This is a genomic window from Streptomyces tagetis, from assembly GCF_018069565.1.
Classification (GTDB): Bacteria; Actinomycetota; Actinomycetes; order Streptomycetales; family Streptomycetaceae; genus Streptomyces; species Streptomyces tagetis.
In genome coordinates, this window is the sequence record NZ_JAGPNL010000001.1 from 1247952 (window position 1) to 1267010 (window position 19059).

15 protein-coding genes are annotated in these 19059 nt (G+C 76.0%); 7 read left to right on the forward strand and 8 right to left on the reverse strand.

Annotated features, from left to right (window positions below; genetic code table 11):
- The first annotated feature begins 46 nt into the window (after positions 1-46).
- The 3 genes from J5Y05_RS05390 to J5Y05_RS05400 all read left to right on the forward strand — a co-directional run bounded on the left by J5Y05_RS05390 (position 47) and on the right by J5Y05_RS05400 (position 2624).
- A complete protein-coding gene (locus J5Y05_RS05390; RefSeq protein WP_210868603.1) occupies positions 47-1480 on the forward strand; it encodes a S8/S53 family peptidase in 1434 nt (477 codons plus the stop codon).
- Positions 1481-1551: 71 nt separating this feature from the next.
- Complete coding sequence (locus J5Y05_RS05395) at positions 1552-2127, forward strand: RNA polymerase sigma factor (protein ID WP_307853708.1); 576 nt, start codon at positions 1552-1554, stop codon at positions 2125-2127.
- Positions 2124-2624, forward strand: coding sequence for a hypothetical protein (locus J5Y05_RS05400; protein ID WP_210868607.1), 501 nt, complete (start codon positions 2124-2126; stop codon positions 2622-2624). Before J5Y05_RS05395 ends, J5Y05_RS05400 begins: the two co-directional genes overlap by 4 nt.
- On the opposite strand, the gene J5Y05_RS05405 is transcribed toward J5Y05_RS05400, so the two are convergent.
- Positions 2602-3447 carry an N-formylglutamate amidohydrolase gene (locus J5Y05_RS05405; protein WP_210868609.1) on the reverse strand — a complete coding sequence of 282 codons (846 nt, stop codon included), beginning with the start codon at positions 3445-3447 and terminating at the stop codon, positions 2602-2604. The two genes, J5Y05_RS05400 and J5Y05_RS05405, sit on opposite strands and share 23 nt — an antisense overlap.
- Positions 3448-3565: 118 nt before the next feature.
- Here J5Y05_RS05405 and J5Y05_RS05410 point away from each other — a divergent pair, with 118 nt between their 5' ends.
- Entirely contained in the window at positions 3566-3907 is a 342-nt protein-coding gene (locus J5Y05_RS05410; protein ID WP_210868610.1) for a DUF5713 family protein, read from the forward strand.
- A gap of 80 nt (positions 3908-3987) precedes the next feature.
- Here the strand turns inward: J5Y05_RS05410 and J5Y05_RS05415 are convergent, their stop codons facing one another.
- From J5Y05_RS05415 to J5Y05_RS05425, 3 genes are all read right to left on the reverse strand, one after another.
- A complete protein-coding gene (locus tag J5Y05_RS05415; RefSeq protein ID WP_210868612.1) occupies positions 3988-6207 on the reverse strand; it encodes an NADP-dependent isocitrate dehydrogenase in 2220 nt (739 codons plus the stop codon).
- 134 nt (positions 6208-6341) lie between these two features.
- The gene (locus tag J5Y05_RS05420) at positions 6342-7421 is read right to left on the reverse strand and encodes a mechanosensitive ion channel family protein (protein ID WP_210868614.1); all 1080 of its coding nucleotides are present in this window, start codon (positions 7419-7421) and stop codon (positions 6342-6344) included.
- A 176-nt stretch (positions 7422-7597) separates the two neighbouring features.
- Positions 7598-9370, reverse strand: a complete 1773-nt coding sequence (locus J5Y05_RS05425) for an ATP-binding SpoIIE family protein phosphatase (protein WP_307853710.1) — start codon at positions 9368-9370, stop codon at positions 7598-7600.
- 516 nt (positions 9371-9886) lie between these two features.
- Here J5Y05_RS05425 and J5Y05_RS05430 point away from each other — a divergent pair.
- Positions 9887-10393 carry a flavodoxin domain-containing protein gene (locus tag J5Y05_RS05430; RefSeq protein WP_210868616.1) on the forward strand — a complete coding sequence of 169 codons (507 nt, stop codon included), beginning with the start codon at positions 9887-9889 and terminating at the stop codon, positions 10391-10393.
- Between the two features lie 147 nt (positions 10394-10540).
- Here J5Y05_RS05430 and J5Y05_RS05435 read toward each other — a convergent pair whose 3' ends face one another.
- The gene (locus J5Y05_RS05435; protein WP_247614039.1) at positions 10541-11311 is read right to left on the reverse strand and encodes an alpha/beta hydrolase; all 771 of its coding nucleotides are present in this window, start codon (positions 11309-11311) and stop codon (positions 10541-10543) included.
- 724 nt (positions 11312-12035) lie between these two features.
- Between J5Y05_RS05435 and J5Y05_RS05440 the strand changes: the two genes are divergently transcribed.
- A complete protein-coding gene (locus J5Y05_RS05440; protein ID WP_210868618.1) occupies positions 12036-12869 on the forward strand; it encodes a universal stress protein in 834 nt (277 codons plus the stop codon).
- Between the two features lie 927 nt (positions 12870-13796).
- Positions 13797-14414: a CBS domain-containing protein gene (locus tag J5Y05_RS05445; RefSeq protein ID WP_210869721.1), complete on the forward strand. Its 618-nt coding sequence runs from the start codon at positions 13797-13799 to the stop codon at positions 14412-14414.
- 107 nt (positions 14415-14521) lie between these two features.
- Here J5Y05_RS05445 and J5Y05_RS05450 read toward each other — a convergent pair whose 3' ends face one another.
- The 3 genes from J5Y05_RS05450 to ppdK all read right to left on the reverse strand — a co-directional run bounded on the left by J5Y05_RS05450 (position 14522) and on the right by ppdK (position 18873).
- Positions 14522-15202: a CBS domain-containing protein gene (locus tag J5Y05_RS05450; protein WP_210868621.1), complete on the reverse strand. Its 681-nt coding sequence runs from the start codon at positions 15200-15202 to the stop codon at positions 14522-14524.
- 10 nt (positions 15203-15212) lie between these two features.
- Positions 15213-15671 carry a Crp/Fnr family transcriptional regulator gene (locus J5Y05_RS05455; protein WP_210868622.1) on the reverse strand — a complete coding sequence of 153 codons (459 nt, stop codon included), beginning with the start codon at positions 15669-15671 and terminating at the stop codon, positions 15213-15215.
- A gap of 517 nt (positions 15672-16188) precedes the next feature.
- Complete coding sequence (ppdK, locus tag J5Y05_RS05460) at positions 16189-18873, reverse strand: pyruvate, phosphate dikinase (protein ID WP_210868624.1); 2685 nt, start codon at positions 18871-18873, stop codon at positions 16189-16191.
- Positions 18874-19059 lie beyond the last annotated feature (186 nt).

Consider the following 19059-nt stretch of genomic DNA (forward strand, 5'->3'; position numbering starts at 1 on the left):
CCCGGCGGCTCTGATTGACGACCGGCGCACCAGTGGGAGGACACGCATGGCACCCCAGCGATTCCGCGAGCAGTTCGCCCAGATCCAGCGCTCGATGCCGGACGTGCCCCTGGCGATGGGCCCGGACGACACCGGCGAGTTCCTGTACGAGAAGGGCGTCGTCCTCGCCCGCGACGGCGAGGAGGCCCGCCTCGTCGAGGACACCGTGCGCGAGCACTTCACCACCTTCGCCGGGCTCGACCCGGACCGGGTGCGCCGCGCCGGCCCGCGGACCAACCGCACCGGTATCACCCGCATCCGGGTCGCCGACCCCGGCGAGGGCGGCGCCGAGGGCGATCCCGCGGTCGCCGGGGCCCTGCGCTCGCTGCGCACGCTGGAGGGCCGGGCCGGCCGCCGGATGGTCAGCCGCAACCACATCGTCTCCATCGCCGTCAACGCCTGCCCCGGCGACGAACCGGTCCCGCTCCCGCGCACCGCGCCGCCCAACCCGGCCCCGGCCGCCACGCCCTACGACGCCGCGACCGCCGTCGGCGTCCTCGTCGTCGACACCGGACTCGTGCGCGACCACCGCGACTGGCCGCTGCTTGCCCGCACCGACGGCGACTTGGAGACCGACGAGTGCGACGAGGACGGGGTGCTGCGCCAGTACTCCGGACACGGCACCTTCATCGCCGGACTGGTCGCCGCCGTCGCCCCGAACACCGACGTGACCGTGCGCGGCACCCTCAACGACGCGGGGGCCATCCTGGAGTCCGAGTTCGGCGAGAAGCTCTTCGAGGCCGTCGACGAGGGCGGCTGGCCCGACATCCTCAGCCTCTCCGCCGGCACCTCCAACGGCCGCACCGACGGCCTGCTCGGCGTGCACGCCTTCATGGAGGAGCTGCGCACCCGGCGCACCCTGCTGGTCGCCGCCGCCGGCAACAACGGCAGCGCCACCCCCTTCTGGCCCGCCGCCTACGCCGACCTGCCCGGCTGGCAGGACACCGTGGTCTCGGTCGGCGCGCTGCGCGCGGACGGCGCGGGGGCCGCCTGCTTCAGCAACCACGGCCCCTGGGTGCGGGCCTGGGCCCCCGGAGAGCGGCTGACCGGCCCCCTCACCGGCTTCACCACCCCCGTCCCGTACGTGTACCAGCACTCCACCTACGACGACTGCCGCTACGGGTTCTCCTACGCCTGCACCTGCCGGCACCCCCGGCACAGCGGGGCGCTGAGCGAGCCGGCGGAGGGGCCCGCCAAGGCGGACCAGGTGATGTTCGAGGGGCCCGCGCAGTGGAGCGGCACCTCCTTCGCCACCCCCGTCGTCGCGGGCCTGGTCGCCTCGTACATGACGGACCGGCGGGAGGGCGACCCGCGGGCGGCCGGCGGACGGCTCCTCGCGGAGAACACCGGCGTCGCCGAGGTCCGGGGCGAGGACGTCCCGGCCCTGCTCCCGCCCACGTGGACCCCGGCCGCCGCCGACGGGCCCGGGGGCGGGGAATGATCGCCCCCGTACGGGACGGAACCACCTCTTCCACGGCGTACGATGACCTGTCGTACACGAGGGGTGGGACCGTGGACCGTGCAGAGGTCGGGGTGCTCGTCCAGTCCGCCGCCGACGGCGACGCGGCGGCCTGGAAGGCGCTGGTGGACGGGCTGGGCCCGCTGGTGTGGTCGGTGGTGCGGGCGCACGGACTCTCCGACGCCGACGCCCACGAGGTGTACCAGACCGCCTGGTTCCGCTTCACCCAGCACCTCGGGCGCATCCGCGAGCCGGAGAAGACCGGCTCCTGGCTGGCGAGCACCGCCCGCCACGAATGCCTGAAGGTGATCAGGGCGTCCCAGCGGTGGACGCCCACCGACGACGTGCACCTGCTCGACCGGGCCAGCGAGGACCGGACGCCGGAGGAGTCGGTGCTCGACTCCGAGGAGGCCGCCGCCCAGACCGAGCGGGTCCGGCGGCTGTGGCAGGAGTTCGAGGAACTGGGCGAGCGGTGCCGACAGTTGCTGCGGGTGCTGATGGCCTCGCCGCCGCCCAGTTATCAGGAGGTGTCCGCCGCCCTCGGTATCGCGGTGGGCAGCATCGGGCCGATGCGCCAGCGCTGCCTGCGCCGGCTGCGGGCCAAGCTGGAGACCCGGGGGACGACATGAGCGCGACACACGAGGACGGCGACGGCGAGGGGCTGTTCCCGGGCGGGGAGGCGGACGACGGCCTGCTCGCCGACGCCCTGCTGGAGGAGGAGCTGCGGCAGGCCGCCGCGATCCTCGACCCGGTGCCGGCCGCCCTGCGCACGATCGCCGTGGAGGCGTACGCCCTGCGGGACCTGGACGCCCGCCTCGCCGAGCTGACCTTCGACTCGCTGGTCGACTCGCTGCCCGTGCGGGGCGAGGAGACACCGCCCCGGATGCTGACCTTCCAGGCCGGTGCGGTCACCGTCGACGTCGAGGTGGGCGACGAGGGGCTGATCGGGCAGGTGCTGCCGCCGGGCCCGGCCGAGGTCGAGGTGCTGAGCGGACCGCGCCCCCGGGCCCGGCTGACCGCGGACGACCTGGGCCGCTTCGCCGGCGAGGCGCCGCCCGCCGGGCCGTTCGCGCTCCGGCTGCGCACCGGCGGCGAGGTCGTCGTCACCGAGTGGCTGCGGGCCTGACCGGCGCGTCACCGCCCGGCGGGAAGCCGTCGCCCACGGCGTCGACCAACGCCGCCAGGCAGCCCGCGAGGCGCTCCACGCCCGGTCCGGGGGCGCCGGCCGGCTCGCTCGTGTAGGTGTCCCGGCGGATCTCCACCATCAGCGCGGAGACCTCCGGGCGCCGCCCGTGGAACTCCAGCGGGACGTACGCCCCCGCGAACGGGGTGTCCCGCCCGGTCTCCCCGTACGGGGCGAACGCCTCCCGGGCCGCCGCGAGCAGCGCGGGCGGGGTGTGGAAGGCGTCGGTGCCCAGGCAGACGGGCGGGCGCGGACCGTCGCCGTGCAGTTCGTAGGGGAGCGGCCGGCTCGGGTAGGAGTGCACGTCGACGACGACGGCCCGGCCGGTGGCGGCGAGCCGGCCGGCCACCGCCTCGGTCATCGCCCGCGCGTACGGGCGGAAGTAGCGGGCGAGGAGCGGCTCCGGGTCGGTGCCGTCCGGCCGCAGCACCCCCCGGTGAGCGGTGCGCGTGTACACGGCGCCCATGCCGGCGGCGAGCATCTCCTCCCGCTCGTCCGGGAAGCGTTCCGGGTCCACCACCAGCCGGGAGAGCCGGTTGACGAACCGCCAGGGCGTGATGGCGGCCCGCGCGGACGCCTCCTCGGCGATCCGGGCCGTGTGGGCGTCGGTGAGGAGGTCCAGCTCCCGTTCCAGCGCCGCGTCGTCCAGGACGATGCCCGCGCGGACCTCGGGCGGGATCGCCCGCGCGTCGTGCGGCACGTGCAGGATCACGGGGGAGCGCGGGTCGCCGGGCAGCAGGGCGAAGGAGGGCGGTCCGTCGGTCATGGGCGGCTCCCGGGAGCGGGGCCGGAGCGGGCTCCGGGGGGCGTTGTCAGTGGGGTGCGGCAGCATCATGGCACCGGGGCGGACGGCGCCCCGGACCGGGACCACCAGGAGAGGCGCCATGACCGTCACCGACCCGCGCGCGAGCGCGCACCCGTTCCTGCGCGAGCTGTACCGGGACCCGTACTTCCCGGACGAGGTGGTGGACCGGGGCCGCGCGATCCTGCTGCGGCTCTGCGCGCGCATCGAGGCCGACGAGCCCGCCGGCCTGGCGGAGCTGTACGCGCTGACGCACGCGGCGACGGAGGAGTTCAACGCCCTGGAGGAGGCGTTCGAGGCGGCCGGCAGCGAGATCGAGACGGTGGCCCGGGAGGCCATAGCCGAGGACTTCTGGCACATCTCCCGGATCTACGGCTTCACCGAGGCGGACGCCGAGGAACTGGTGGCCCCCCGCGCGTGGTGAACGGCGGACACCCCGTCCCCGCCGGAGCGGGGACGGGGTGCCGGGTGGCCGGGGCGGAGTGCCGCCGGGAGCGGTGCGGATCAGGCCAGCGCGGCCAGCGCCGCGTTCCAGGTGGCGGAGGGACGCATGACCTGGGCCGCCTTGGCCGGGTCCGGCTGGTAGTAGCCGCCGATCTCGGCCGGGGTGCCCTGGACGGCGACCAGCTCGTCGACGATCTTCTGCTCGTCGGCGGCGAGGGTCTCCGCCAGCGCCGCGAACGCCTTGGCGAGGTCCGCGTCGTCGGTCTGCGCGGCCAGCTCCTGCGCCCAGTACAGGGAGAGGTAGAAGTGGCTGCCGCGGTTGTCGATGCCGCCGACGCGGCGGGTCGGGGACTTGTCCTCGTTGAGGAAGGTCGCCGTGGCGCGGTCCAGGGTGTCGGCGAGGACCTTGGCGCGGGCGTTGCCCGTGGTCGCGGCGTACTGCTCCAGCGACGGCACCAGGGCGAAGAACTCGCCGAGGGAGTCCCAGCGCAGGTAGTTCTCCTTGACGAGCTGCTGCACGTGCTTGGGCGCGGAGCCGCCGGCGCCGGTCTCGAAGAGGCCGCCGCCCGCCATCAGCGGCACGACCGAGAGCATCTTGGCGCTGGTGCCCAGCTCCAGGATCGGGAACAGGTCGGTCAGGTAGTCGCGCAGCACGTTGCCGGTGACGGAGATGGTGTCCTCGCCGCGGCGGATGCGCTCCACCGACAGCTTGGTCGCCTCGACGGGGGACAGGACGCGGATGTCCAGGCCCTCGGTGTCGTGCTCGGGCAGGTACTGGTTGACCTTGGCGATCAGGTTGGCGTCGTGCGCGCGGCCCTCGTCCAGCCAGAAGACGGCCGGGTCGCCGGTGGCGCGGGCGCGGGTGACGGCCAGCTTCACCCAGTCGCGGATCGGGGCGTCCTTGGTCTGGCAGGCGCGGAAGATGTCGCCGGCGGAGACCGTCTGCTCCAGCACGGCGGTGCCGTGGGCGTCGACCAGGCGGACCGTGCCCGTGGTGGGGATCTCGAAGGTCTTGTCGTGGCTGCCGTACTCCTCGGCCTTCTGCGCCATCAGACCGACGTTGGGCACCGAGCCCATGGTGGCGGGGTCGTAGGCGCCGTGGGCGCGGCAGTCCTCGATGACGGCCTGGTAGACACCGGCGTAGCTGGAGTCCGGCAGGACGGCGAGGGCGTCGTGCTCCTGCCCGTCCGGGCCCCACATGTGGCCGGAGGTGCGGATCATGGCGGGCATGGAGGCGTCGACGATGACGTCGGAGGGCACGTGCAGGTTGGTGATGCCCTTGTCGGAGTCGACCATGGCCAGCTCCGGGCCCTCGGCCAGCTCGGCGTCGAAGGACGCCTTGATCTCGGCGCCCTCGGGCAGCGACTCCAGGCCCTTGTAGATGCCGCCCAGACCGTCGTTCGGGGTCAGGCCGGCCTGGGCGAGGACGTCGCCGTGGCGGGCGAAGGTCTTCGGGAAGAAGGCGCGGACCACGTGGCCGAAGATGATCGGGTCGGAGACCTTCATCATCGTGGCCTTCAGGTGCACGGAGAAGAGGATGCCCTCGGACTTGGCGCGGGCGACCTGCGCGGTGAGGAACTCGCGCAGCGCGGCGACCCGCAGCACCGAGGCGTCCACGACCTCGCCCGCGAGGACCGGTACCGACTCGCGCAGCACGGTGGTGGTGCCGTCGTCGCCGACCAGCTCGATGCGGAGCGCGCCGTCCTCGGCGATCACGGCGGACTTCTCGGTGGACCGGAAGTCGTTCTCGCCCATGGTCGCCACGTTGGTCCTGGAGTCCGCGCTCCAGGCGCCCATGCGGTGCGGGTGGGTCTTCGCGTAGTTCTTGACGGACGCCGGGGCGCGGCGGTCGGAGTTGCCCTCGCGCAGGACCGGGTTGACCGCGGAGCCCTTGATCTTGTCGTAGCGGGCGCGGATCTCGCGCTCCTCGTCGGTCTTCGGGTCGTCCGGGTAGTCCGGCAGGGCGTAGCCCTGGGCCTTCAGCTCGGCGACGGCGGCCTTGAGCTGCGGGATGGACGCCGAGATGTTCGGCAGCTTGATGATGTTGGCGGCGGGGGTCCTGGCCAGCTCGCCCAGCTCGGCGAGCGCGTCCGGGATGCGCTGGTCCTCGGTCAGGTACTCCGGGAACACGGCGATGATGCGTCCGGCCAGCGAGATGTCGCGGGTCTCCACGGAGACTCCGGCCTGCGCGGCGTACGCGCGGACCACCGGCAGGAAGGAATACGTCGCCAGGGCCGGGGCCTCGTCAGTGTGGGTGTAGATGATGGTCGAGTCAGTCACCGGGTGCTCCGCTCCACGTCTGCAACATTGCTCGACATCAAGATATCCCGTGGCCGTCCCGTGTTCGACAGGGGTCGTGCGCGGCGCCCTCCGCCGGGCCCGCGCCGCACCCCCTGTCGAACAGGTGAGCGAGGTCAGGCGGGGGTGGGGGCGTCCTCGCCGGCGCGCTGCTGCGGGATCACCACGGAGCCCTGCTGGAGCGCGATGGTCCGGGCCGGCGCCGGGATGCGGATGCCCTCCTCGCGGTAGCGCCGGTGCAGGCGCTTGATGAACTCGTGCTTGATCCGGTACTGGTCGCTGAACTCGCCGACGCCCAGGATCACCGTGAACCCGATCCGCGAGTCGCCGAAGGTGTGGAAGCGCACCGCCGGCTCGTGCTCCGGCACCGCCCCGGTGATCTCGGTCATCACCTCGGCGACGATCTCGACCGTCACCCGCTCCACGTGGTCGAGGTCGCTGTCGTAGGCGACCCCGGCCTGCACGAGGATGGTCAGGCGCTGCTCGGGGCGCATGAAGTTGGTCATGTTCGTCTTGGCGAGCTGCCCGTTGGGGATCACGACGAGGTTGTTGGAGAGCGCCCGGACCGTGGTCTGCCGCCAGTTGATGTCCTCGACGTACCCCTCCTCGCCGCTGCTGAGCTTGATGTAGTCGCCCGGCTGCACGGTCTTCGAGGCGAGGATGTGGATACCGGCGAAGAGGTTGGCCAGGGTGTCCTGGAGGGCCAGCGCCACCGCCAGACCGCCGACGCCGAGGGCGGTCAGCATCGGCGCGATGGAGATGCCCAGGGTCTGGAGCACCACCAGGAAGCCGATCGCCAGTACCAGCACCCGGGTGATGTTCACGAAGATCGTCGCCGAGCCGGCCACCCCGGAACGGGACGTCGTCACCGTGCGCACCAGCCCCGCGATGACCCGGGCCGCCGAGGCCGTCGCCACGAAGATCAGCAGCACCGTCAGCACCTGGTTGACGCCGTGCTGCACCGCCCGGTTCAGCGGCAGCGCCGCCGCCGCGCCCGCCACACCGCCCGCGACCGCCGCGCAGGGCGCCACCGTGCGCAGCGCGTCCACCAGGACGTCGTCGCCGCTCCACCGGGTGCGGCGGGCCTGCCCGGCCAGCCAGCGCAGCAGGACCCGCAGCGCGAACGCCCCCAGCAGCCCCGCGGCGAGGGCGATGCCCGCGGGTACCAGGCTGTCCAGGGTGAGGTCGTCCGTCACCGGGCACCCCCGGCACGGCTCACCCGGGGCCGGCTGCCAACTCTGTCCACGTGTACACCCGTTCGTCTCAGGAAATGGGAACACCCCGGCCTCACAGAGGAGTTCGGCCGGAGCGCGCCGCTCATCCTGCCGTATCCCCGGTGGCGGCCACGCACCGCGCCGCGGAGGGAGCCGGGCTACGGGGCCGCCCGGGGAGGCAGGTCCTGTTCGGCCCAGACGACCTTGCCGGCCGGGGTCCGGCACGAGCCCCACCGCCGGCACAGCATGTTGATGAGCTGGAGTCCGCGCCCGCTCTCGTCGCTCACGTCCGCGTGCTGGATCTGCGGCAGGTCCGGCCCCGAGTCGGAGACCTCCACCGACAGCCGCTCGTACCGCAGCAGCCGCAGCTCCCCGGGGGCGTTCCCGTACCGCAGGGCGTTGCCGACCAGTTCGCTGACGACCAGCTCCGTGGTGTCGGTCAGCTCCTGGAGCCCCCACGCCGCCAGCCGCTCCCGGACCATCGCGCGGGCCTGGCCGGCCGCCTTGCCGCCCGGCGGCAGCGTCCGTACGTACACGTCCCCCTCGGGGGCGAGCGGCCGGACCCCGGCCACCAGCACGATCGCGTCGTCGGAGCGGTCCCCGCCGACCCGCTCGACGATCTCCTCGCACACCTCGCCGTCGACCCGCAGCTCCCCGCCGACCGCCTCCCGCAGCCGCTCCAGCCGCGCGTCCAGGCCGGTGGTGCGCGAGCGGACCAGCCCGTCCGTGTACAGCGTCAGCCGCACCCCCTCGGGCACCTCGAAGTCCACCGGGTCGTACGGGATCACGCCCGTCCCCAGCGGCGCCCCGGCCGGCACCGGCAGGAAGGCGGCGATGCCGTCGGGGCCGGTCAGCAGCGGCGGCGGATGACCGGCGCTGGCGATCCGGAAGGTGCCGCCGTAGGGGTCGTAGACCGCGCACAGGCAGGTGGCGACCTGGTCCTCCTCCAGATCGCGGGCGGCCAGGTCCAGCCGGGCCAGCAGCCGCTCGGGCGCGATGTCCAGGGCCATCAGCGTCCGCGCCACGGTGCGCAGCCGGCCCATGGTCGCCGCGGCGGCCAGGCCCCGCCCCATCACGTCCCCCACCATCAGCGCCGTACGGCCGCTGGGCAGCGCCACCACGTCGAACCAGTCGCCGCCCACCGCCGCCGGGTCCCCGGCGGGCGCGTAGCACGAGGACACGTCGAGTCCGGGGGTGTCGGGGCTGGTACGGGGCAGCAGCGCCCGTTGCAGGGTGACCACGTGCTCGTGCTCGCGCATGTAGAGCCGCGCGTTGTCTATGCAGACCGCCGCCTTCGACGCCAGCTCCGTCGCCAGCGCCGCGTCGGCCCGGGTGAACGGGGACCGGCCGCCGGCCCGCACGAAGTCCGCCAGGCCCAGCAGCACCCCGCGCGCGATCAGCGGCACGGCCAGGTACGAGTGCACGCCCGCCCGGCGCAGCACCTCCGCCTCGCCGGGTCCGGGCGCCACCGCCGCGTAGTCGGAGCGCTCCATACGGCTGATCAGCACCGGACGTCGGGAGGTGAGGCAGCGGTTGGCGAGCCGGTGGGCGCCGTAGACGAAGACCTCGCCGACCGGGTCCGGGGCGAGTGACAGCCCCTCGACGTGCGAGACGGCCATCGCCCGCAAGCGCAGGGCGTCGGTCTCGCCGCCGACGCGGTCGCCCTCGCGGAACCGGAGCACCGACTCCAGCAGGTCCACCGCGCAGCCGTCGGCCAGCTCCGGCACGGTGAAGTCGGCCAGCTCCTCCGCGGTGCGCCCGAGGTCCAGGGTGGTCCCGATGCGGATGCCGGCCTCGTTCAGCCAGGCCAGCCGGCGCCGGGCGCCGAGCGCGTCCGCCATCGGCCGCAGGGCGCTGCCGAGGGCCCGGCGCGCGCCGACGAGGGGGTTCGGAGGCCGCCGTGCGCCGAACAGCCACTGTCGCTCCCGCACGCGTCTCCTCCTCCCGCGGCCTCTCCTGCGATTCTCCCTCCGCACCCCCGGCCGGCGCCCGTCCACGGCACCTTCCGGCGCGGAAACGCCTCCGGCGGGCTCCTGGGCGTCTGGCCGGGCGTCGGCCCGGTCCTCGGCCTGGGCTTCGGGGTGGTGTGGGGGCGTGTCCCGGAGGCCGTACACCCTCACCGACTACCGGCGTGGGCCCGCCGGTTCCCGGGCCCGCCCGGACACCGGGCACCGTGCGGCCACGCTACGTTCCCCCGCCCCGCGCCGCACGCGCTCCCCGGGGGCCGACCGGCCCGCGAGACGCCCTGACCGGCCCCTGGGCCCGCGCGGGGACGCGCCGGATGCTCGACAGTGGGGAAGAGGCCGCGGCGGGCCGCGGGCCCCCGGGCCACCGGCCCGGACACCGCCGGCGTCCGCCCCGGGCCGCTCGGGAGGCCCTCCCGGGCGGCCCCCGCACGGCGCGGCCCACACCGGCCGCGCCCCGGCACCGAGGGAAGGTGAACGGCCATGCCGGACAGGGTGCTGGTCGCCTACGGGACGACCAACGGGTCGACGGCACGGATCGCCGAGACCGTCGCCGACGTCCTGCGCGACCGGGGAGTCGACGCGGTGGCGGAGCCCGCCGGGTCCGTGGCGGACGTGACGCCGTACCGCGCGGTGGTGATCGGCGGCGCGCTCTACGGCGGGCGCTGGCACCGGGACGCCCGGCGCCTCGTCCGCCGGCACCGCCGGGAGCTGGCCGCGCGCCCGGTGTGGCTCTTCAGCAGCGGCCCGCTGGACTTCTCGGCGGGCCGGCGGGAGATCCCGCCCGTGCCGGGGGTGCGGCGGGCCGCGGCCCGGCTGGACGCCGTCGAGCACGTCACCTTCGGCGGCTGTCTGGAGGACGGTGCCCGGGGCCGGATGGCGCGGATGATCCTCAAGGACGGCAGGGGCGGTGACTTCCGCGACTTCGGGGCGATCGAACGCTGGGCCGCGCACATCGCCGACCGGCTCACGGTGGCCCGGAGCGGCTGAGGCGGCGGGTGTGGCGGGTGCGGTCGGTGTGGCGGGGGGTGGCGGGGGCGTGGCCGGTATGGCCGGTGTGGCCGGTGTGGCCGGTGTGGCCTGAGCGCGACGCGGGTCGCCCGGGAACGGGGTCTTCCCGCTCCCGGGCAGTCGTCGTCAGCGGGCGGCTCGGGCCGGGGCCGGGACGGGGCGGTCGAGGTGGGTGGCGAACCAGACCCGGGCCAGACGGGCCACCGCCGCCGCGGCCGAGGGGTCGGTGTCGGGGGAGGAGACGTCGGGCACCGTGGCCACCTGGTGCGGGCAGCCCAGCCAGTCCGCGGCGAGGCGGTTGAGGCCGGGGCCCCGGGTGTCGAGGCCGCCGACGACGAACAGCGTCGGCGCCCGTACCCGCGCCAGGGCCGCCGGGCCCGCCAGCTCCGGCCGGTCGCCCACGCAGACGACCGCCCGCGCTCCCGGGTCCGCCGCGGCTGCCGCGAGGACGGCGGGTGCGCCCGCGCCCTCGCCGTGGTAGCCCACCGGCAGCGGGCTCAGGGTACGCAGCCGGTCCCGGGCCGCGCGGGCCCGGCGGGCCAGCAGGACGATGTCGAAGAGGTTGTGCCGGTCGTCCCGCTCCTCCTCGGTCAGCAGGTCGAGGCAGAGCGTGCCGAAGCCCTCGCGGACCAGGGCCGCGGCGAGGGGGTCGCCGCCCCGGCCGGGCCGTTCCCCGCCTCCGGCGCGGGCGAGGACGACCAGCGCGCGGGCCGCGCGGGGCAGGGTGAGCAGGGCGGGCAGCGCGACCGCGCCCGTCGACACCTCGATCCGCTCCGTGGGCGGGGCGGGGGCCGGGGCCGGGGCCGGGGGCCCGGCGGTGCCTTGGTACAGGACGCCACCGGCCGTCCCGGCACGGGCCGGTGCGGGCCCCGTGTCCGTACGGTTCCGCCAGCGCATACGCCACCTCCTGGCTCGGTGTCCCGGCGGCGCGGGGGCGGTGCGCCGCCGCACTCTCAGTGGACCGCGCGGGGCCGCCCGGGGGCATGGGGCGAGCGACCCCCGCACGGGGCCGTTCGGACCCGCCCCCGACGCGGACCGGCCCGGCCTGAGGGGAGGCGTCGGGGCTTAGGGGGAGGCGTCGGGGTGGGCAGGTACGCGGGGGCGGATATGGCCCGGTGGGCCTCCTCGGTCCGGCGGGCTGCCTCGGTCCGGTGCGGAGCGGCTGGGTCTGGTGCGGAGGGGCTGGGTCCGGTCCGGGGTTGCCGGGTCCGGTCCGGGGTTGCCGTCCGGTCTCAGTCGGCCGGTGCCGTGGGCGGGGGCCTTCGGAGGCCGGGTCCGCGCGGAGGGCAGGTACGCGGGGCGGATACGGCCCGGCGGGCTGCCTCGGTCTGGTGCGGAGCGGCTGGGTCCGGTCCGGGGTTGCCGTCCGGTCTCAGTCGGCCGGTGTCGTGGGCGGGGGACTTCGGGGGCCAGGTCCGCGCGGAGCGCGTGTACTCCCCGGTCCGGGCCGAACAGCCCCTGGCGCAGGGGCCGTTCGGAGCCTCGGGGGGCCTTCGCGGGCCCTGCCCGGGGCGGCGGGGGAGCGGGAGCATCGTCCCCGGAGCCGCCACGGTGCCCGCCGGGGCCCGGCTCCCGCACCCTCCGTCGCAGACCGTGCCCACCGGGCCCAGGGGAGGAAGAGATGAGGCACCACCACGTGGCCGTCGGCGTGGACGGTTCACCCACCTCCGTACGGGCGCTGGACCGGGCCGCGCGGGAGGCGGAGCGGCGCGGCACCGCCCTGCGCGTCGTCTACGCCGTGCCCGACCGCGACGAGGCCCCGCCGGTGCTGGCCTTCGCCGCCGCCCGGGTGCGCCGGCGCCACCCCCGGCTCGACGTGGAGACCGACGCGGCCGAGGGCGGCGCCGTACGGGCCCTCGAACGGGCGAGCGGCGCCGCGCTGCTCACCGTGGTCGGCACCCGGGGCCTCGGACCGGTCGCGGGCCTGCTGCTCGGCTCGGTGACGTCCCGGCTCGCCGTACGCACCCTCGGCCCCCTGCTGGTCGTGCGCGGCGAACCCCGCCGCGGACGACCAGCAGGGGACACCGGCGCGGTCCTGGTCGGGCTGGAGGACGACACGGGCGCCGCCGTCGCCGCCTGCGCCTTCGAGGAGGCCGAACGCCGGGACGTCCCGCTCACGGTCCTGCACGTCGGGGAGCACCGGCACGCCGTGCCCGAGCCCCGCACCCTCGTGCCGGGCGGCCGGACCGGCGGCAGGGAGGCGCTGCGGGGCCGCGCCGAGGAGTCCGCGGTGCGCCGGGGCACGGCCAGGTTGCGCGCCCTGTACCCCCGGGTCGACGTGGAGTCCCGTACCGCCGCCGGGCGGGCGGCCCCCGCGCTGCTGGCGGCGGCCCGGGAGGCCGCGCTCGTGGTGGTCGGCGTCCCCCGCGACGGCCGTCTGCCCCGCTCCGGCACCCTCGCGCACGCCCTGCTGCACCGCGCCCCCTGCCCCGTACTCATCGTCCCGGGGCGCTGACCCCGGGCCCCAGCGACTGACCCGACCCCGGGCCATAGCCCTCGCCCCCGGGTCGCCGGCCGTTGCGCCGGGCCGCAGCCGCTGTCCTGGGCCGTTGCGCCGGGCCGTGTCCGCCGGCCGAGGGCCCTGGGCTGCTGACCTCGGCCCCGGCCGCTGCCTTGGGCTGTAGCCCCCGACCCCGGGTCGTCGGCCCCCGACCCCTGGGCCGTTGGCCGCTGTGCCCGGTCGCAGCCGTTGTCCTGGGCCGTTGCGCCAGGTCGCATCCGCTGGCCACGGGCTCTGGGCTGCTGCCCTCGACCCTGGCCCCGGGCCGCGGTCCGCCCCGGGCTGTAGCCCTCGCCTCTGGGCCGCTGGCCGCCGGCCGTTGCGCCGGGCCGTGTCCGCCGGCCACGGGGCCTGGGCTGCTGACCTCGGCCCTCGGCCGCTGCCTTGGGCTGCTGTCCGCGGCCCTGGCCCCGGGCCGCTGCCCCGCTCCGGGCTGTAGCCCCCGACCTGGGCCGCTGGCCGCTGGCCGTTGCGCCGGGCCGCAGTCGCCGTCCCGGGCCGTATCCGCTGGCCGCAGGCACCAGGCCGCTGCCCTCGGCCCCCGGCCGCTGCTTTGGGCCGCTGCCCTTGACCCTGGCCCCTGGCCGCTGCCCGCCCCGGGGCGTAGCTCCCTGCCCTGGGTCCCCGCTCTGGGCTGTTGGCGTCGGCCGCCGGCCCGACCGCAGCCGCTGGCCCGCGTCGCCGGCCCGCGCCGTGGCCGCCGCGTTGCCGACCCCGGCGTCGGAACCCGGTCGGAGACACCCCTCGGGTCGGGGCGGAAACCCGCCCGGGGCCCTTCGGCCCATGCCGGATGTCGGGCGGCAGGGCAGTCTGGAGGGGAGCCTCGGTATCCCGTCCCCGCAGGAGGACGTCATGGGCACCCCGTACACCGTGAGCGACGTGATGACCCGCACCGTCGTGGCGCTGGCCGGCGGGGCGGTGTTCAAGGACATCGTCCGCGCCATCGAGACCCGGGGGATCAGCGCCCTGCCCGTGCTGGGGCCCGGCAACGAGGTGATCGGCATCGTCTCCGAGGCCGACCTGCTGCGCACCGAGGAGGGCCGCGACCGCCATGCCCGCCCGCAGGACACCCTCGCCCGCCGTCCCGGGCCCGCGGTCACCGCGCGGGAGCTGATGACCTCCCCGGCCGTCACCGTCCACCCGGACGCGACCCTCGCCGAGGCGGCCCGCCTCATGGCCCGCCACCGGGTCAAGCGGCTGCCCGTGGTCGGCTCGGACGGGGCGCTGGCCGGCCTGGTCAGCCGCTCCGACCTGCTCCGGGTCTTCCTCCGCCCGGACGAGGAGATCGCCGAGGAGGTACGCCGCGAGGTCGTCGCCGAGCGGCTGCCGGGCTCCGCCGACGGCATCCGCGTGGGCGTCCACGAGGGCGTCGTCACCCTCAGCGGACAGGTCCCCGACCCCACCGTCGTTCCGCTCGTCGTCCGACTGGTGCGCTCCGTCGAGGGCGTGGTCGACGTACGGTACGCGCTCACCGGACCGGAGGGCGTCGCCGTCCCGTGACCCCGGCCCCCGACGCCGCCCGGGTCGCACCGGACGGCACCGCGCCCCTGTGCGCGGCCGGCGCCCCCCGGCCGCGCACAGGCCACGCACAGGCCGTCCGGCGTCCGCTACCGGGGCCCGCCCGGCACCGCGCCGCGCTCACCGGCGCCCGTCGGATGGAACTCCACGTCCACGACCCCCTCCACGGCGCGCACCAGCCGTGCCGCGACCGGCACCAGCGAGGGGTCCGGGACCCGGCCGGTCAGCGTGACCCGGCCCTCGCGGACGTCGACCTCCACGGGGGAGGAGGTCGCCGGGAAGATCGAGGTGACCACCTCGCGGCGCACCTCGTCCGCGATCTCCTCGTCGGAGCGGAGGAAGACCCGCAGCAGGTCGCCCCGGCTGACCACGCCCTCCAGCAGTCCTCCGTCGCTGACCACGGGCAGCCGCTTCACCTTGTGCCGGGCCATGATCCGGGCCGCCTCGGCGAGGGTCGCGTCCGGATGGACGGTGACCGCAGGCGCGGTCATCACGTCGGCCGCCACCAGCCCGCCCGCCTTGGCGAGGTCGGCCAGCCGGCGCCGCTGGGTGAAGCGGTCCGGGTCGCTGTCGCGGAACTCCTCCTTGGGGAGCAGGTCGGCCTCGGAGACCACGCCGACGACCCGGCCCTCGCCCTCCAGCACCGGCAGGGCGCTGATCCGCCACTCGCCCATGAGCCGGACGATGTCCTTGAACGAGGCGTCCCGGCCCACGGCCACCACGGTGTGGGTCATGACGTCGCTCACCACGCGCGGTCCCGGGTTCAGCATTGTCCACTCCTCAGATCGCGCTTCCGCTGCCGTAGGGGGCGTACAGGTCGAGCAGCCGCACCCGGGCCGCGTGCAGCCGCTGGGCGGTCACCTTGCCGACCCAGACGGCGACGGCACGGCCGAACTCGGGGTCCTCGTCGCACAGGCGCTTCACGGCGTCCGCGTCGAACTCCCAGGCCCGCACCGGGCTCATCGCCTCGGCGCCCAGGTGCCACACGTAGGGCGGGAAGTGCCACGACCAGCCGACGAGTTCGTTGTGGCCCAGCGACTCGATGACGGCCGGGCGGCGGCCCGGCACCCGCAGGTCGAGGGTGACGGTGCCGGTACGGATGATCCAGAACCGGTCCGCGCGGCGGCCCTCCTCGAACAGGCGGGTGCCCGCGTCGACGGAGACCTCGCGGGCGAGCCGCATCAGCCGCTCGCGGTGCTCGGAGCTGAGGGCCGTGCCCAGGGTGGTGGTGGAGGTCATTGCTCGGGCTCCTTCCGTGCCGTGCGCGCCGCGGCCGGCCGGCCGCGCCCCACTGCTCGCCGCTCCCCGCCGGCCGGGCGAGGAGGCCGCGGGGCGGCGCCCTCCCTGCCCGGGAGCGGGGGCCCCGGGAGGCGGGGGCCGCTGATTCCAGGGTGGCCCCGCCGCGCCCGGCACGCGACGGGCCGGTCGGCTCCCACCCCGGGCCGGTAGGCCCCGGCGCGGGCGCGGCGGCCGGTCGGACGGCCCACGGGAGGGGACCGTACGGCCCTGGTGGGGGTACGGGCGCCCGTGGTGTCCTGGTGGCGACGGGAAGGACCAGGAAAAGGACGCGGAGCAGCGGCCGTCCACCGTGCACCGCGCGATCGGGTTCCGCGAGAAGCGGAAGAGTCCTTCCCGTCACCCCCGCCCTCCGGCCTCCGGCGCGTGACCGGCAGCCGGTACGGGACCGGGGCCCCGGCCGGCGACCGGAAGCCTCCGCTCCGACTCCGCGGGCCTCCCCACCCGCCGGCGCCGCCCCTCACCCGCCCCCGTCCGTCACCGCCGCCCGTCCCGCTTCCAGGCGGGCCACCGGGACCCGGAAGGGCGAGCAGGAGACGTAGTCCAGTCCCGCCCGGTGGAAGAAGTGCACCGAGTCGGGGTCGCCGCCGTGCTCGCCGCAGACGCCGATCTTCAGTCCGGGCCGCGCCGCCCGCCCCTCCTCGACCGCGATCGAGACCAGCCGGCCCACCCCCTCGCGGTCCAGGGTCTCGAAGGGCGAGGCGGGGAAGACGCCCTTGTCGAGGTAGACGGAGAAGAACGCGGCCTCCACGTCGTCGCGGGAGAAGCCCCAGGCGGTCTGCGTCAGATCGTTGGTGCCGAAGGAGAAGAACTCCGCCTCCTCGGCGATCCGGCCCGCCGTCAACGCCGCCCGGGGCAGCTCGATCATCGTGCCGACCGGGCACTCCACCGGGACGCCGGACGCCTCGGACACCTCGGCGAGCACCCGGTCCACCACGTCCCGCACCAGCCGCAGTTCGGTGACGTCCCCGACGAGCGGCACCATGATCTCCGCCCGGGGGGCGCCGCCCGCGCGGACCCGCTCGACCACGGCCTGGGCCACCGCGCGCACCTGCATCGCCACCAGCCCCGGCACCACCAGGCCGAGGCGCACCCCGCGCAGGCCCAGCATCGGGTTCTCCTCGTGCATGCGGTTCACGGCGTCCAGCAACTCGGCGTCGTGCGCGTCGGGCCGCTCCCCGCGGGCCTCGGCGGCGGCCCCGCGGGCGATCAGCGCGGTCCGGTCGGGCAGGAACTCGTGCAGCGGCGGATCGAGCAGGCGGATGGTGACCGGCAGGCCGTCCATCGCCTCCAGGATTCCGGCGAAGTCCCGCCGCTGGAGCGGCAGCAGCGCCTCCAGGGCCCGTTCGCGCCCGGCGTCGTCCCGGGCGAGGATCATGTCCTCGACCAGTTGGCGCCGCTCCCCGAGGAACATGTGCTCCGTCCGGCACAGGCCGATGCCCTGGGCGCCGAACCCGCGCGCCCGCGCGGCGTCCTCGGGCGTGTCCGCGTTGGCCCGCACCTCCATCCGCCGGACCCGGTCGGCCCGCTCCAGCGCTCGGGCCACCGCCCCGACCAGCTCGGACGCGGCGCCGTCGCGGTGCCCGGTCTCCAGGTAGCGCATCACCGCCGAGTCGACCAGCGGCACCGGACCGGCGTACACCGCCCCGGCGGAACCGTCCACGGAGAGCACGGCGCCCTCCTCCAGCACGGTGCCGTCCCGCGTGGTCAGGCGGCGTGCCCCGGTGTCCACGAGGAGGCCCTCGGCGCCGCAGACGCAGACCTTGCCCATGCCGCGCGCGACCACCGCCGCGTGCGAGGTCTTGCCGCCGCGGCTGGTCAGCACGGCCTGCGCGGCCACCATGCCGGGCAGGTCGTCCGGGGTGGTCTCCTGGCGCACCAGCACCACCCGCTCGCCGTCCGCGGCCCGCCGGACCGCCTCGGCGGAGTCGAAGACCGCCGCGCCCACCGCGGCCCCCGGCGAGGCGGGCAGCCCCCGGGCGAGGGGATCACCGGCCGCCGAGGCGTCGAAACGGGGGAACATCAGCCGGGACAGGCCCTCCCCGCCGACCCGGGCCAGCCCCTCGTCCGGCGTGATCAGCCCCTCCTCGGCCAGCTCGTCGGCGATGGCGAACGCGGCCTCGGCGGTGCGCTTGCCCACCCGGGTCTGGAGCATCCACAGCTTGCCGCGCTCGATGGTGAACTCGATGTCGCACAGGTCCCGGTAGTGGCGCTCCAGCGTCTCCATGTACTCCCGCAGCCGCCCGTGGGAGCCCGGGTCCAGCCCGGCCAGGTCGGCGAGGGAGACGGTGTTGCGGATACCGGCGACGACGTCCTCGCCCTGGGCGTTCGGCAGGTAGTCGCCGTACAGGCCGGGCCGGCCGGTGGCCGGGTCGCGGGTGAAGGCGACCCCGCTGCCGGAGTCCGCGCCGAGGTTGCCGAAGACCATGCGCTGCACGGTGACGGCGGTGCCGAGGTCGTCGGGGATGTGCTCGCGCCGCCGGTAGAGGCGGGCCCGCTCCCCGTTCCAGGAGTCGAAGACGGCCCTGACGGCCCGGCGCAACTGCTCGGCCGGCTCCTGCGGGAACTCCTCGCCCGTCTCCCGCCGGATCAGCTCCTGGTACGTACGGACCAGCCCGGCCAGGTCGGCGGCGTCGAGCCGGACGTCGTCGGGGGCCCCGCGCTCGTCCTTGAGCCGGGTCAGCTCCGCTTCGAAGAGGGCCCCGTCGACGCCCATGACGGTGCTGCCGAACATCTGGACCAGGCGGCGGTAGGAGTCCCACGCGAAGCGCTCGCTGCCGGACGCCTGGGCGAGGCCCCGTACGGAGTCGTCGTGGAGCCCGATGTCGAGGATGGTCTCCATCATCCCGGGCATCGAGAACCGCGCCCCGGACCGGACGGAGACCAGCAGCGGATCGTCCGCCTGCCCGAGGCGCCGCCCGGTCTCCTCCTCCACCCGGGCCAGGTGCGCGGAGACCTCCGCGGCCAGCCCCTCGGGCTCGGTGCCGGTGGCGAGGTAGGCCCGGCACGCCTCGGTGCTGAGGGTGAAGCCGGGCGGTACGGGCAGTCCGAGCCGGGTCATCTCGGCCAGGTTCGCGCCCTTGCCGCCGAGCAGTCCGGCCTGGTCACGGCTGCCCTCGCTGAAGTCGTACACGTAACGGACCATGTCGCTGCGCTCCTCGGCTGGGTGGCCCCTGCCCTTCCAGAGTCCTCCCGCCGGGCCGTCCCGGCACGCGCTCCACCGGCGATCACAGTACGGGCCCCGCGGGCACGTGCGCCCGAGCGGCACGGTCCGGGCCCCGCGGGCACGCGGCCGAGCGGCACGGTCCGGTGGTCTGCCCACCGGACCGTG

Bases quoted from the DNA above. Each gene is read 5' to 3' on its own strand.
- J5Y05_RS05390 (WP_210868603.1), top strand. From the start codon at position 47: ATGGCACCCCAGCGATTCCGCGAGCAGTTCGCCCAGATCCAGCGCTCG.
- J5Y05_RS05400 (WP_210868607.1), top strand. From the start codon at position 2,124: ATGAGCGCGACACACGAGGACGGCGACGGCGAGGGGCTGTTCCCGGGC.
- J5Y05_RS05405 (WP_210868609.1), bottom strand. From the start codon at position 3,447: ATGACCGACGGACCGCCCTCCTTCGCCCTGCTGCCCGGCGACCCGCGC.
- J5Y05_RS05410 (WP_210868610.1), top strand. From the start codon at position 3,566: ATGACCGTCACCGACCCGCGCGCGAGCGCGCACCCGTTCCTGCGCGAG.
- J5Y05_RS05430 (WP_210868616.1), top strand. From the start codon at position 9,887: ATGCCGGACAGGGTGCTGGTCGCCTACGGGACGACCAACGGGTCGACG.
- J5Y05_RS05435 (WP_247614039.1), bottom strand. From the start codon at position 11,311: ATGCGCTGGCGGAACCGTACGGACACGGGGCCCGCACCGGCCCGTGCC.
- J5Y05_RS05440 (WP_210868618.1), top strand. From the start codon at position 12,036: ATGAGGCACCACCACGTGGCCGTCGGCGTGGACGGTTCACCCACCTCC.
- J5Y05_RS05445 (WP_210869721.1), top strand. From the start codon at position 13,797: ATGACCCGCACCGTCGTGGCGCTGGCCGGCGGGGCGGTGTTCAAGGAC.
- J5Y05_RS05450 (WP_210868621.1), bottom strand. From the start codon at position 15,202: ATGCTGAACCCGGGACCGCGCGTGGTGAGCGACGTCATGACCCACACC.
- J5Y05_RS05455 (WP_210868622.1), bottom strand. From the start codon at position 15,671: ATGACCTCCACCACCACCCTGGGCACGGCCCTCAGCTCCGAGCACCGC.
- ppdK (WP_210868624.1), bottom strand. From the start codon at position 18,873: ATGGTCCGTTACGTGTACGACTTCAGCGAGGGCAGCCGTGACCAGGCC.